General features: G+C 63.1%; 10 protein-coding genes. 3 read left to right on the plus strand and 7 right to left on the minus strand.

Annotation, left to right across the window (positions count from 1 at the left end; all coding sequences use genetic code 11):
* Nucleotides 1-272 precede the first annotated feature (272 nt).
* From CHB97_RS21070 to CHB97_RS21090, 5 genes are all read right to left on the minus strand, one after another.
* Nucleotides 273-1,646 (minus strand): PepSY domain-containing protein, encoded by a 1,374-nt coding sequence (locus tag CHB97_RS21070; RefSeq protein WP_089289985.1) that lies wholly within the window; start codon nucleotides 1,644-1,646, stop codon nucleotides 273-275.
* A 4-nt stretch (nucleotides 1,647-1,650) separates the two neighbouring features.
* Nucleotides 1,651-3,912 carry a TonB-dependent receptor gene (locus tag CHB97_RS21075; RefSeq protein ID WP_200820053.1) on the minus strand — a complete coding sequence of 754 codons (2,262 nt, stop codon included), beginning with the start codon at nucleotides 3,910-3,912 and terminating at the stop codon, nucleotides 1,651-1,653.
* Nucleotides 3,913-4,052: 140 nt separating this feature from the next.
* Complete coding sequence (locus tag CHB97_RS21080; RefSeq protein WP_160106109.1) at nucleotides 4,053-4,427, minus strand: DUF2946 family protein; 375 nt, start codon at nucleotides 4,425-4,427, stop codon at nucleotides 4,053-4,055.
* Between the two features lie 182 nt (nucleotides 4,428-4,609).
* On the minus strand, nucleotides 4,610-6,904 hold the full coding sequence (locus tag CHB97_RS21085; protein WP_160106111.1) for a TonB-dependent receptor: 2,295 nt from the start codon (nucleotides 6,902-6,904) through the stop codon (nucleotides 4,610-4,612).
* A gap of 181 nt (nucleotides 6,905-7,085) precedes the next feature.
* On the minus strand, nucleotides 7,086-7,583 hold the full coding sequence (locus CHB97_RS21090; RefSeq protein ID WP_143271090.1) for a VOC family protein: 498 nt from the start codon (nucleotides 7,581-7,583) through the stop codon (nucleotides 7,086-7,088).
* 176 nt (nucleotides 7,584-7,759) lie between these two features.
* Here CHB97_RS21090 and CHB97_RS21095 point away from each other — a divergent pair, with 176 nt between their 5' ends.
* The 3 genes from CHB97_RS21095 (at nucleotide 7,760) to CHB97_RS21105 (ending at nucleotide 10,802) form a co-directional block, all read left to right on the plus strand.
* Nucleotides 7,760-9,325: an alpha/beta hydrolase gene (locus CHB97_RS21095; protein ID WP_160106113.1), complete on the plus strand. Its 1,566-nt coding sequence runs from the start codon at nucleotides 7,760-7,762 to the stop codon at nucleotides 9,323-9,325.
* 63 nt (nucleotides 9,326-9,388) lie between these two features.
* Complete coding sequence (locus CHB97_RS21100) at nucleotides 9,389-10,048, plus strand: hypothetical protein (protein WP_089289991.1); 660 nt, start codon at nucleotides 9,389-9,391, stop codon at nucleotides 10,046-10,048.
* A 31-nt stretch (nucleotides 10,049-10,079) separates the two neighbouring features.
* A complete protein-coding gene (locus tag CHB97_RS21105; protein WP_089289992.1) occupies nucleotides 10,080-10,802 on the plus strand; it encodes a hypothetical protein in 723 nt (240 codons plus the stop codon).
* Nucleotides 10,803-10,888: 86 nt separating this feature from the next.
* Here CHB97_RS21105 and CHB97_RS21110 read toward each other — a convergent pair whose 3' ends face one another.
* Both CHB97_RS21110 and CHB97_RS21115 read right to left on the minus strand, forming a co-directional pair.
* Entirely contained in the window at nucleotides 10,889-12,676 is a 1,788-nt protein-coding gene (locus CHB97_RS21110) for a metallophosphoesterase (protein ID WP_089289993.1), read from the minus strand.
* A 13-nt stretch (nucleotides 12,677-12,689) separates the two neighbouring features.
* Nucleotides 12,690-13,811: a phosphatidylinositol-specific phospholipase C1-like protein gene (locus CHB97_RS21115; protein ID WP_089289994.1), complete on the minus strand. Its 1,122-nt coding sequence runs from the start codon at nucleotides 13,809-13,811 to the stop codon at nucleotides 12,690-12,692.
* Nucleotide 13,812 lies beyond the last annotated feature (1 nt).

Consider the following 13,812-nt stretch of genomic DNA (forward strand, 5'->3'; position numbering starts at 1 on the left):
AAGGGTCTATATACAGGCGGATGGGGGAATCAAAAATCTGTACATGCGATATATACTAGGATCGCAAGAATAAAAAATGCAATAGAACTCGAAATTTTCAATAAAATACCGAATACTGTATGTATCATATGTTGGTAAAATAAATTCAAAAGATAAAAATTCTATTATTTTTATCAAAAAAACTATGTCGCCATGCGTCAATAAAGGAAAAATATCATCAAAAGGCATATCTCCATAGGCTGGGGTGTCGCCGACACCCCAGCCATATCCACCTACGAAACTGGCCGCAAACCCAGCCAGCGCCGCGCCCCGGCCAGACGGCGGAGCAGCAGCAGGTCCAACAGACCAATGATGATCAGCGATGCCCCCAGCACCGGCAGCAACAGGGCGAAGACCAGCAACAGGCCCGTCATCAGGGCAGCACTGCCCCGGAAGCGCAGGGCCGGCGGGGCACCCAGGGCCCCATCGGGCCGGCGCTTCCACCACATCACCGCCCCGCTGACCGACAGCAGCACCAAACCCAACGCCGCCAGCACACCCAGCGCCTGGTTCCAGGCGCCAAACAACTGACCTTCATGGGCGGCCACCCCGATGCCAACGACGCGGTCGATGATATGCCGGTCGGCAAAATCCTGGCGCTCAAGCACCGCACCGGTCATGCCATCCAGGTCTACGGAAACACGTTCCGGCCGGTTCTGGCTCATCCCCCGCACCGCCCAGGGGCCATTGACGGTCTTGGGCGGGTTGATCAGCACCGGGCCGGCAATATGCAGGTCGGCCGCCCGGGCCGCGATCTCCGTCAGGCCGACGGCGCCCGCTAGCATCATGGCCGGGTCATGGTGATGGGCATGGGCCGACGCGGCGGCAGCGTCCTCTGCCGCGTCGGCCGCCTTTTCCGCCGCCCGGCTGGTGGTCCAGTCCTGCCGGCCGGCGGTGGTGCCGGTCACTTCCCGCGCCATCTTGAACCCCGCCCCCCAGACAGTGGCCCAGGGCAGGCCGGTCAGCAGCAGGAACAGGGCCAGCAGCGAAATCCAGAAGCCGACCACGGCATGGATATCCCGCCAGAAGGCCCGCCCGCCGGCCCGCAGGCGCGGATAGGCAGTGCCAGCCCAGCCCTGGCCGTTGCGTGGCCACCAGAGGTAAAGCCCGCTGACCAGCATAACGATGCCCCAGCAGGCCGCCAGTTCCACCAGCAGCGAGCCGCGATCCCCCATCAGCAGTTCGCCATGGATGCGCTTGATCTGCTGCATCAGCCGGTCTTCTTCCGCCACCTTGTGCAGGATGGCCAGGCTTTCCGGGTGGACATAGACACGCCAGAGCGCACCACCCTTGTCCCGCACCAGCACCCGCACCGCCTGGCCCGGTTCCGGCAGGATATAGCTTTGCAGGCGTCCCCCCGGTACGGCGGCCACCGCCGCCACGGCCTGGGCATCGGCATCAGCGGCGGGGCCGGCAAGGGCGAGCCTGTCATAGGGCCGATCGATCCAGGCCTCCACCTGCGGCTTGAACAGGTAGAGCATCCCGGTGATCGACAGGATGATGATGAAGGGCACACAAAACAGCCCGGCATAGAAATGCCAGCGCCAGATGGTGCGGTAATCCAGCCAGCCCTGCCGGGCCGGCCTTTCCAGGCTCGCCACGCTCATCGGATCAGCCCTTCCATTTCAGTTCGACGGTGAAGGTACGCTGCGGATAGGGATGGAAGACCCAGGCCTTGTCATTGCCGATATTATCGACGCCAAAGCTGAACTCTGCCTGATCGGTGACCTGCCAGGAGAGCTTGGCGTCGAAAATCATCAGTTCCGACGTATAGCCATAGGTGTCACCGCGCTGGGTGCCTTCCAGATTGGTATTGGGGCGCGAGGCATAGCGCCAGCCGGTGGAGATTTTCCAATCCTCCGCCAGCCGATAGCGCAGATTGCCGTTCAGCCGCCATTTCGGGATGCGCGGGAACTGCACCCCTTCGGAGGCGGGAACGGAGCGGTTGCGCACGGTCTGGGCATCGATCCAGGCGGCGTTGAAATCCAGGTCCAGCCCATCCAGGCCGACATCCACCGCCTCGATGATCCCTTCCATCCCCCACTGGCGCACCAGATCGATATTCTTGAAGGAGGTGGTGATGACGCCGAACTGGTTGAAACCCTGCTGGCTGAAGATGGCATCTTCCACCCGCTGATAGAACAGGCTGCCGGTCAGGCGGACATCCCCCATCTTGTGATGCAGCATCAGGTTGGCATCGCGTGATGTCTCTGCCTTCAGGTTGGGATCGAAGCTGCCAAAGTCGAAATTATTGTTGCTGTCAAACTTGCCCTGGAACAGCTCCCCCACGGTGGGGAAGCGGGTGGCGGTGGCCAGGGAGAGCTGGGCCATCCAATCTTCCGCCAGTTCGGCGCGGATGCCCAGCGTGGGGTTCACGGCGGTTTTCTGGCGGCTGGCATAATCCTGGAAACGCGGCCCGGTCTTGCTCTGTGTGCCGATGGAACCGTCAAAGGCACGCCACTGGTCCAGCCGGGCCCCGCCGGTCAGCCAGACCGCATCGGCCACCTGCCATTCATCATCGATGAAGAGGCCAAGCTGGCGCGTCTTGCCCTGGGTGCGGCTGGCGAAGCTGGGCGCGCTGGCCGCGCGCCAGTTCAGCACATTGTTGGTGGTCTGATCGGTGTAATAGAGGTTGCTGTTAATGCCGACCGCCAGATCATGGCGACCCCACTGGCGTTCCAGCAGCAAATCGCCCGTCCACCAGCCTGTATCGCCCTGGTTTGTATCGGTGCCGACCCCGTTCCTGATGCCATTATCATAGCCGGTGGAGGTGCGGCTGCGCTGCTTGTCGACCAGATAATGTGACAGGTTCAGCGTCACGTTCCAGTCGGCCAGCGGGCCGGCCAGCCGCAGCCCGCCCAGAAACTCCCGCTTCTCCGACAAGGACAGGTTCATGGCGGGCAGTGTGTAGGTCTTGCCGGCCACCTGCACCCGATTATTGGCCGTGGTGAAGACGGGGTTGCCATTGGCATCGCGCAGATAGGTTTGCGGATTGGTGCCGTCGCCATCCGACAGCCAGGCCACCAGCATGGCCGTGGCGTTCCAGCCATTGCTGAAATCATAGCCGATGCGGGCGCGCACCTGATCCTGGGCCGTATCATCGGTGGCATAGGCCCCGGAAACCGGGGTTTTGGTGATCAGGTCCGGGTCGGTGACAGCGCCGGTGACCGGCGTTCCGGCGGCCCCGCCGGTTACAGTGTTCAGCTGATAGAATTGCTGGGGATGGCCCTCATTCTCCAGCCGGCGATAGGAGAGCCGGGCGCTCCACGGGCCATCCTGCTGCTTCCAGCTGAAACCGGCCTCCCCGGTATAGCCCTGGAATTTCTTGTCGGTGCCATATTGCTTATAGGGCTGCACGAAATATTGCGCCGTGGCGAAACTCTCCACCCCGTCGGCTGGCGGCTTAGTGGCGATGGAGATGATGCCGCCCATGGAATTGCCGGGATAGCGGGACGAATAGGGGCCATAGACAATGTCGAACTGCTTGACCTCCCCCGGCCCCACCACGCCCCATTTCGGCGGGAAACCGAAGCTGTTACCCAGGAAATTGGAGATGACAAACCCATCCACCAGCACCAGCGTGCGGGCCGACTGGGTGGAATGGGTGCCGCGGAAGCCGGGCACCCCATTGGCATCGCCGATATAGCGTTTGCGCACGAAGAAATTCGGCGCGTATTTCATCAGATCTTCGACATTGACCGCATTGATGGCGGCAAACTGTTCTTCGCCCAGGGAGACCGACAGGCCACGCGGTTCGATGCTGATCGGCGCGTCACGCTGGCCGACCACGATCACTTCCGCCATCTGGCCGGTGGCATCCGCCACCTCCATCGTTTCGGCAAGGGCGGGGGGCGCAAGGGCGAACAACGCCACGGAAGCCAGGCTCCGGGCGCGCAGGGAGAGAGGGGACAATTTCACGTCCTCCGGCAGGCGGGGCCATCCCCGCTGCCTCTATGTCAGGGCAAACCGTAGCCACCGGCACCAACGGCCGGTGGGACATCTGAAACGGGGAATCAGATGGCCAGTGGCGGCGCCCTGGCGCCCGGTGGGGCGCAGGCCAGAAGACGGGAGAGGGGGACGTAAACCGCCAGCGGCCGGATCAGCCGACATGGCAGCAAAGGCAGCAGCAGGGCCGCCAGGAACAGGATGGGCGTTAAGCCCACCAAGGCCGCGAAAGGGCAAAGCCCCTGCTGGTGCTGGTCCACCGGGCCATGCTGGCCGCCGGTGCCATCATCCAGCTTGATGCTGCGCTCCCCGGCACCGGTACAGATGACCAACCAGCCCTGACCGTTACCGGTTTCCAGGTTGGGCATGAAGCCGGCCGGGATCAACCCGCGCAGCACCAGGGCAGCCAGCAGCAGCCACGCCGCAAAGCGACGTGTCGCCATTCCGCTGAATGCTGATCCACCCCTGTTCATACCCTCCCTTTTGGCGGTTCCCTCGCGCGCGGTCAACGGGATGTTATTGCGACGCTTTGGCAAGGGTGACCATCAAAATGGAAAAGCCCGGCCACGCGCGGGTAAACGCGTGGCCGGGCTTTTTTCAGCGGGGGTTCAGTCCCGCAGCCGCATCAGAACTTGCGGGTCAGCGACACGCGGTAACGGCGCGGTTCGCCATAATAATAACCATTGAACACCGAGGTTAGATACAGCTTGTTGGAGCAGTTCTTGCACTCAAAACCCATCCGCCAGTCCCCGTCATCAGACAGATAGCTGGCCCCGACATTATAGAGCGTGTAGGAGCGGGCGAAGGTTTCAAGTGCTGTCGGCGTGCGCGGGTTGGACGGGGTGGTGTTGGACGCCGTGGTCCAGAACCCGCCGGTGTAATTGGCCTCGCCCGTGAAGATGAAGGAGCCGTTCAGCGTTTCCACCGGCACGGTATAGGTGGCACCAATGGCCAAAGACCGCTTGGGGAAGCGAGACAGCTCGTCCGACGGATCGATGGCGTTGACAAAGACGCCGGCCGCATTGGTGAAGGACTGGGCCGACGGGTTGACCGACTTATACTTGCCTTCCTGCAGGCCCAGGGTGGCGAAGACATCCAGACCAGCGGCCGGACGCACGGTGAATTCGAACTCCAGACCCTTCACCTGGATATCGCCGGCATTGTTCTGGGTGGACAGCGTGGTACCGGGCAGCGGGCCGGGGGTGGTGTAGGAGAGCTGCAGGTTATCGGTATTGGTAACAAAACCGGTGACATTGAAGCGGACCCGGCGGTCGAACAGATCACTCTTCACGCCTGCCTCATAAGACCAGGCGGTTTCCGGCTTCATGTCCTGGAAGCTCTGCGGCAGATAGGCCGTACGGCTGTTCCAGCCGCCGGACTTGTAGCCGTTGGTGGCGCTGGCAAACAGCATGATGTCCTGATCGATCTTATAGTTCAGACCGAATTTCGGGGTCACCTTGTTGGTTTCCAGTCGCGTCTTAATGCCAGCAGCCACAATTTCCTTTGTGGTGATGCCACCATAGGCGGTCGGCTTCAGGTCCAGTTTCTTCACCTCGTTGGTGAAGCGGGCGCCGACCACCGCCGTCAGCTCATCCGTCAGCTTATAGTCAAACTGTGCATAGGCAGCGTAGGAGCTGGTCGTGTTGCGGATGTCACGCACGCTGGAATAGCCGGGGCGGCCATTACAGCTCATGTTGCCATCACCGAACAGACCGTTGGAGCAGGAAACGGTGCCGCCCAGCACCTGCCCGGCCAGGGTCTTGTTATCTTCATAGAAGTAATAAAGACCCGCCACATAGGTCAGCCGGTCATCAAACAGGTTGCCGACCGCCTTGAATTCCTGGCTGACCATGTCATAGCCGCCATCATTCGTCAGATAGAACGGCACCGGGTTGCTGGTACGCGAAGCGGGATTGGAGAAATCGACGACGAACTGCTGATCAATGGTGCGATAGCCGGTGATGCTTTCCAGCGACACGCCATCCAGACGCCATTCAATATCGGCGGTGGCGGCGGTGGTGTTATATTCGGTGCGCAGGCCACGATTATTCAGGGCATCGGCGACCAGATCGCTGGTGCCGCCATGCTTGGTCGCTGCCGCACGCGTTTCGTCCGTTTCATTGGCGAAGGTACGCAGGTACAGGCCGGCACCATCCATATGTTCCACCGACAGATCGATGGTCACATCATCATTGGGCAGCAGGCGGACAGCGCCGCGGCCGCCCCAGTTGGTCAGGTCATTCAGCTTTTCGCCGTTGGCAGTATTACGGGTCCAGCCACTGTCATCGGCATAGAAGCCGGTGAACTTGGTCAGTACCTTTTCGCTGACCGGGACATTGACGTCCCCGCGCACCACCACCTGATTATAGTTGCCATAGCTGGTCTGCAGGAAGCCGCCCAGCTCATCGCTCGGCTTCTTCAGCTTGACCGAAATGGCGCCACCGGTGGAGTTGCGGCCGAAGGTCGTGCCCTGCGGACCACGCAGCACTTCCATCTGTTCCACATCGAAATAGCCGTAATTATTGGCATTCTGACGCGGCACCACCACATCATCCACATAGGTGGAGACGGCGGGGTCGATGGTGGCAATCTGCTCCGTCGAGCCGAGGCCGCGGATATAATAGGTATTGGCGCTGGGCACGCCGGTATTGTTGGAACCGAACAGGTTCGGCACCGAACGCACCAGATCCAGCGTGGAGGTGATCTGGCGGTTTTCAAGATCGGCCGCCGTGAAGGCGGAAACCGCTACCGGCACATCCTGCAGACTGGCGGTGCGGCGGGTCGCCGTCACCACAATTTCTTCAAGCTGCAGGCCGCTATCCTGCGCCAGGGCCGGCAGCGAGGCGGCCAGCAGGGCCAGCGAAGCGCCCAGCTTCAGGGTCAACGGCATACGGGCGTATTTCAGACGTGAATTGTTCATGGTCTCCAGCCTCCTGTTTTCCTTCAATGCGGCCCGGTTCATGCCAGCCCCGCGTTTTGCGTTATATTGATATAACATTATACCATGCGAAAGACTTATTTTCGCCTGCGCTGTTGTTTTTTGACGATACAAGTATTCTACGATATTTTTCAGTGGGTTAGCTATTGCTCTGTGCTTTCGCTCACAGCACTACGGGTTCCGTGTTGTGCTGTTCGGCGGGGTCGCGTTCCACCAGATTGATCAAAACCCCATCCGGATCGCGCAGACAGACTTCCATCTGCTGGCGATGCGGCATGTTGAAGGAAATGGCATCGGGTGCCCAAACAGCCCCCGCCGCGCGGGCGGCGGCAATGGCCTCTGCCACCGGCTTGGCATAGATGACCAAAGCCACTTCCCCAATCCGGGGCGGCCCGTCGGAGGGGGGCAGGGCGGGGGGCACGGGGTCTGTCACCTCAAACAGGCCGACCATGCCGAAATTGGGGCCACCCTGCTTCTTCACGATCCGGCAGCGCACCTTGCTGCTGCCGGGTATGAACAGCACGCTGGCGGCAGACGGGCCATCCAACATGCCCTCAAAATAGACACCATCGAACCCCAGCGCCTGATAAAAGGCGGTGGACCGATCAAGATCGCGCACGAAGACAGCGGCGCGGATCAAGGCAGAAATCGCGTGAGCCATGATCATGTTCCTTTCGCGGAACCGGCGAGGGGGCGACACCGTCGCGGAATCGCTTCCACTCTTATTGATATGTGTTTATACCATTTCATGGGTTTCCCCCCTTGGCAAGCCGTATCTGGTTACAGGGGAATGCCTCGTGATTGATGATCTTCATGCCCAGCAGGAGCATCCGGCCCGTGACCCCAAGCCTCCCCGCCACCCGTCACTTCATTCATCTTGATGGCCGCACGGTGCATTACCGGCGCTGGGGACAGGGGCCGGTGGTGCTGGCGCTGCATGGTTCCCCGCAATCCTCCCGCACCATGGCGGCCCTGGGGGAGGGGATGGCGGCGCGGGGTTTCTGCGTCATCGCGCCCGATACGCCGGGCAATGGGCTGTCCACCGCCCTGGCGGATGATTGCCCGGAGACGGATGCCTATGCGCTGGCCCTGAAACGCTTTGTCGATGCGCTGGGGCTGGAGCGGTTCGCGCTTTACGGTTTCCATACCGGCGCCACCACGGCCTGCGCCTTCGCTGCCCTCTATCCGGAACAGGTGACGGGGGTGCTGTTCGATGGGCTGCCGTGTTGGAACCCCGATGAACGCGCCCATTACCTGGCCGATTACCTGCCGCCCTTGCTGCTGCGTTGGGACGGGTCACACATGGCCTGGGTCTGGGCCCGGATGGAAGAACAGCTGATCTTCTTCCCCTGGCACCTGCCCAGCCCAGCGGCCCGCATGGATTATGATCTGCCCCAGCCGCCGCATCTGCATGAAAATGCGCTGGAGATGCTGGAAGCGGGCGATGCCTATCGCAAGCCCTATCGCGCCGCCTTTGTCTTTGATCCCGCCCGCTGGCTACCCCGGCTGCGCTGTGAGCATTTGATTCTGGTGACGGCGAAAGACCCGCTCTGCCCCCATCTGACCCGGTCGGGCCTGCAGGGGGCGAACAGTGAGATTCTGCCCGACAGCCCGGCGCTGCAACAGGCCGCCATGGGCTGGCTGGCCGCCCACCCCGGCAGCATCGCGCCGGCCCCGGTGGAAAATTCCGACAGTTTTGGCATCGGGCGCGGACAGCTGGCGGGGCCGGGCGGCCCCATCGGCTGGCTGGGGCGCCGCGGTGGCACCGGCCGTCCGCTGGTGCTGCTGCATGATGCCGGCGGCCATGCGCCGGACATGCGGCCGGCCCTGCGGCTGATCGACGGGCCGGTGCTGGCACTGGACCTGCCCGGCCATGGGCTTTCCAGCCGCACCCAGCCACTGACAGCGGTGAATGACATCGCGGCGGAACTGGCCGCGGCCCTGCAGGGGCTGGGCCTGGAACGCCCATGTGTGGCCGGGCAAGGCTTCGGGGCGGTGCTGGCCGCACAACTGGCCGCCAGCGGCGTGGCGGCGGACAGCATCGCCCTGGGAATGCCGGCCCCGGCCCTGGACCCGGTGCGGGGGGCGCCTTCCCTGGCGCCAGAATGGGATGGGGCGCATCTGCTGCGGGCCTTCCGCATCGCCCGCCGGGAACGGCTGTTCACCCCCTGGTACGATGGCCGACGGTCACAGGCGATTCTGCCGCAGCCCAGCCTGGACCTGGCAGGCATCCAGGCCCGCGCCCTGTCCCTGCTGCGCGCCGGCCCCCATTGGCCCGCCGCCCTGCAGGCCCATGCGGCCATGGCGGTGGAGAACCTTTTCAAGGGGCTGGGCGAACGGCACCGGGTGCTGACCGAAGGGCAGGGGCCGGCAGCGGACTGGGCGCATCTACTCCCCGCGTAAAGGGTTTCCCTGATCCGTTAAATGCTCTATGAGTAGATCATTATATCAAATCAGGGACACCCGATGCCGATCGAGCCGCTCGTCACCCTGCTGCATCTGTTGATCTTCGTCTATTGGCTGGGCGGCGATCTGGGGGCCTTTTATTCCTCCACCATTCTGACCGACAGCAAATGCAGCGCGCCACAGCGCGCCACGGCGCTGCGCATCCTGATGGCGGTGGACATGGCGCCGCGCACGGCGTTGATCCTGGCCCTGCCCACCGGCCTGACCCTGGCCTTCGTCAAGGGCTGGCTGGGGGCAATGCCGGGGGTGGCGGTGGCTGCCACCTGGGCCATCGGCCTAGTCTGGCTGGCGCTGGCCTGGGGTGTCCACGCCACCCATGGCAAGGTCGCCCTCTACAAGCAGGCGGACATGGTGATCCGCTGGTCCGCCCTGCTGATCTGTGCCGGCATGGGGCTGGCGGGGCTGGCCGGCCTGCTGACCTTGCCGCTGTTCATCGCCGGCAAACTGTTGATCCTGGCCGGCGCCATTTCGCTTGGCCTGCTGATCCGGGTGCTGCTGCGCCCGCTGATGGCCCCGTTCGCCCAGATGATGGCCAGCGGTGCCACACCCGAAACCGATGCCGCCATCAAGGGCGTGCTCGCCCGCTCCCGCCCGGTGGTGATGCTGCTCTGGCTGCTGCTGCTGGGGGCGGCTTTCCTGGGGCTTACCACCCCCACCTGATAAAAATCATTGGAACAGGAGTGCTTGACCGATGCAACACCGTACCATTCGCGGCGCCATCCGCTACACCTCCCGCAAGCCGGAACGTTACGGGCAGGAGCGGGGGCGTGAATTCTTCACCATGACCCGCCATAGCGATGGCAAGCTGACCATCCGCGCCCAGTGCGAGATTGAAGAGCCGTCGCCGACCGTGCTGCGCGACGTGATCTATTCGCTTGATGAGAATGACCGGCCGATGGATTGCCATGTCCGCCTGACGGTGGGCGACAAGTTCATGGGCTCCGGCTGGTTTCGCATGACGCCGAACAGCGTTGAGTGCGAAAGCTATGGTCCTTCCATCGGCCGCGTATCACAGGTGATGCCGGTGGAAGGCCATTATGACGGCTTCGGCACCCATCCGATCATCGGCGATGCCTATATGACCCGCTGCATGGACCTGTCGCGCGGGCCGCACAAGCGGGAACTGCGCGCCTTCCTGCCCTCGGTCGATCATCGCGGCGCCACCCCGCCGCTGGTGGCGGAAAGCCGTATTCACCTGGAATATGTTGGGGATGAGACGGTGACGGTGGCCGCCGGCACCTTCGATTGCCGGCATTTTCGCTTTTCCGACGAAGATGGCGGCATGGTCTCCAAGGATGGCGCCCACCCGGTCTATGATGTCTGGGTCACCAAGGATGAAGACAGCCTGTTCGTTCAAGGCGGCGTCGGCGGCTATATGATGACTTGGTACGAGTTGGTCAGCCTGGAACGGTAATCGTAATACCAATCTCCCTTGATCGTTACTGATCAAGGGAGATTTCGCGTTCCCGCGTGTGCCGGGCGCTGCCTCCGGCAGCTTGGCTATGGCTTACCCGCCAGATTGGTCAGGGTACCGCTTTTCAGGTCAAAGCGGAAATGGTCGCTGGGCGGGCCGTCCGCCAGCTTTTGCATCACCGCCAGCAGCCGGGCCAGCCGCCCTTCCGGGGTTTCCGGCCCGGCCTTCCTGGCGGCCAGGGCCTGTTGCAGCTTCTGGTAATCCGCCCGCCGGGCCTTCGGAATATCGGCCAGGGCCAGATCACCGTCATTCAGCAGGCGGTGGAAATCCACCGCCAGATCCAGCCCCTGCCAGCCGCCGGTCAGTGTCACCCCGGCCAGCGCGCCCAGCCCCGCGGCATCCTGCGCCAGCAGCAGGTCACGCAGGTCGGCCGGCCAATCGCGCGGCAGGAAACGCAGTCGCACCAGTTCCCGCAGATGCCAGTCGGTGAACTGGCGATAATCGCGGCTTTCCAGGATGGCGGGGTTCCAGATATCCGCCGCACCATCATCCTTCAACCGCTGCCATTCCATGCGATAGAAACCGAACAGCCGGTTGAAATCGGGCACCTTGTCAAGGCGGGGTGTTTCCACCTCCACCCGTTCCCCGTTCACCGTCATCAGCTTGTAAGCAGGGATATAGGCGGCGGGCGGCGGGGGCTGGATATTCACCAGATAGCGGCCATCGGCCCCGCGCCATTCCGCCGTGTCGTTGAAATGCAGGTGACCGCCCACGGTGAAGCGGATGCCGGCCTCCGCCAGCCGGCGGGACGTGTCCGCCGTCGGCATCCGGTGCAGGTCCAGCTTCTTGGCGCCGAACAGGGCGGCGATTTCCGGCGTGGTGCCGTTATTGGTGTCCACTGCCGGATAATGGCTGAAGGTCACCAGCACCTTGCCCTGCTGCTGCGCCCGTTTGGCCACATCGGCAACCCAGGCCAGCAGATGCGGCTTCCAGCTGGCGATCTCATTCCAGCCGGCATCGCCGGAGCCTTTGAAACCGCCCCCCTGGGTGGGACGGTAGACATTGGCATCAATGGCCAGCAGCCAGAGGCCTGCCACGGGCTCAACCAAGTACGAGCTGTCGATCACCGGCCGGCAATCGGTTTTCTCCTGCGCGCAGACCTGATATTGCCGCTGGGCCGGGGCCGCATGGGGGGCCGCGGCGGCGGCATCAAAGCCACCCTGCGGGCGATAGAAGGGGGTTTCCCAGTAAAGATCATCGGCGCGCGGGGCGAAGCCGTCCCGCGCGAACAGGTCCAGGATGCCCTGATAGCCCATGGCGGCGATATCGGGGGTGCAGATCGTGCCGGGCTTGGGCGCCCCATCCTGTGGACATTCGGCCGTGCCGGGGCTGAAAATCGGCTGCGGCCGCCCGTCACGACCCAGGAAGTCGGCCTTGCCGGAGGGGGTGTCGCCCGGTTTCACCGGATCATGATTGCCATTGGTCAGGAAGAAACGCATCCCGTGGCGCGTTTCATATTCGTCCAGAATGCGCTTCAGCCCGCGCAGATGCACGGGCTGGCCATCGTCACTGAAGTCCCCGTTCATCACCACCAGCTTCACCCCGCGCCGCGCGGCATCATCCAGGGCGGCCCGGAAGGCGAAGTAATTTTCGTTGAATAGCCGGGTGGAGGTGAGCTGAGCGGCCATGGTGCGGATGGTGGCCGGCGGGCCGCCGGCTGGATCGGGGACGCCGGGAAAGGCATTGTCCCCGAACTGCCCGTAAACATCATGGAAATGCACGTCGGGCATGAAGGCCAGCTTGAAATCCGTCGCCCCAGCGGCGGGGGTCAGGATCAAGCTCAGCAGCGGGGCCAGAAACAGGGAGGGGCGCATCACGTGGAAACCTTTACTCAACAGCCATGCCGCCGCAGGCACCGGGCGCACGGACGGGGTTGCACAGGGCGACGGCGCCACCCGGCAGCTGGACTTGATAATTGCTGAAGCGGGTGTCCGGCCAGATATAATCGGTGGAAATATATTGGGCACCCCCGCTGAGAGCCGCGTCGCGGGGGGCGGTGTCATTGTGGCGCGCCTCCACCGTATTGGCATCGGCACGTGTCCGCACCATGAAGCCAGCGCTGACAGCTGCACGGATGCGGGCGGCATCCTTCAACGGTTCATTCAGGGTCAGATAGGCGGCGGCCGGCGATTTCTCATCCGTATTGATGAACATCACCCGGCCTTCCAGCGACCGCCGCTTGCCGCGATAGACGGCCACCACAGACGGCCCTTCATCCAGGGCAAACCAGATCTTGCCGCGCGCCTGTGCCAGCGTCGGCCAGTTACCGGCCAGCACCGCCGCGCGCAGGGTGGGATAGCGGCCCTGCACAACATCGGGGGTGACCAGCTTTTCCGGCGGCAGCACGCTGCGCACCTCCCGGTCGAAATTATCGAAGGCCGCTTCGTCAAAGGGCAGGGCGTCGGTACCGCCCGGCACGGGGGAGCGATCTTGTTTGGTGTTAACCATGATCATCAAGGGCAGATGGTTCGGATGCGCGTCCGACCAGCGGCGGATTTCCGCCAGACAGGCGGTGAAGGGCTGGCACTGGCTATAGGGATCAATGTCGGGGATATGAAACACCTTCAGGCCCGGCTGCGACCGGGCCTCCTTGAAGCCATCCGGCAGGCTCTGCCCGGCGAGCGCCGGTCCCTTGGGGTCGGTGAAGCGCCCGCCGGCCGGATCGTGATAAACGTCCAGCTCCAGCTGGCGGACACCGGCATCCAGCTGTTCCGTCAGGCTGCGATGCCCGTAATCGATGGAATCCGCCGCCTTCTGGTTCCTGCTGGCCAGCAGCCCCCATTCAGCCGGCGACAGGGGTTTTTTGTAGCTGTTATGCGTACCGACGGCGACGATGTCATTCATATGCAGATGATTGTCCAGCAAAGCCCGCCCCACCGGCGCATCCGCCGCCATCACAGGGGGAGCCAGCAGACCCGCCAGCAGCAGGGAACAGACAATCGTGCGCATC

Source organism: Azospirillum sp. RU38E, assembly GCF_900188385.1.
Taxonomy (GTDB): Bacteria; Pseudomonadota; Alphaproteobacteria; order Azospirillales; family Azospirillaceae; genus Niveispirillum.

Excerpts from the sequence above, each read along its gene's own strand:
- CHB97_RS21080 (WP_160106109.1), bottom strand. The coding sequence starts at position 4,427 with ATGGCGACACGTCGCTTTGCGGCGTGGCTGCTGCTGGCTGCCCTGGTG.
- CHB97_RS21085 (WP_160106111.1), bottom strand. The coding sequence starts at position 6,904 with ATGAACAATTCACGTCTGAAATACGCCCGTATGCCGTTGACCCTGAAG.
- CHB97_RS21105 (WP_089289992.1), top strand. The coding sequence starts at position 10,080 with ATGCAACACCGTACCATTCGCGGCGCCATCCGCTACACCTCCCGCAAG.
- CHB97_RS21100 (WP_089289991.1), top strand. The coding sequence starts at position 9,389 with ATGCCGATCGAGCCGCTCGTCACCCTGCTGCATCTGTTGATCTTCGTC.
- CHB97_RS21115 (WP_089289994.1), bottom strand. The coding sequence starts at position 13,811 with ATGCGCACGATTGTCTGTTCCCTGCTGCTGGCGGGTCTGCTGGCTCCC.
- CHB97_RS21110 (WP_089289993.1), bottom strand. The coding sequence starts at position 12,676 with ATGCGCCCCTCCCTGTTTCTGGCCCCGCTGCTGAGCTTGATCCTGACC.
- CHB97_RS21070 (WP_089289985.1), bottom strand. The coding sequence starts at position 1,646 with ATGAGCGTGGCGAGCCTGGAAAGGCCGGCCCGGCAGGGCTGGCTGGAT.
- CHB97_RS21090 (WP_143271090.1), bottom strand. The coding sequence starts at position 7,583 with ATGGCTCACGCGATTTCTGCCTTGATCCGCGCCGCTGTCTTCGTGCGC.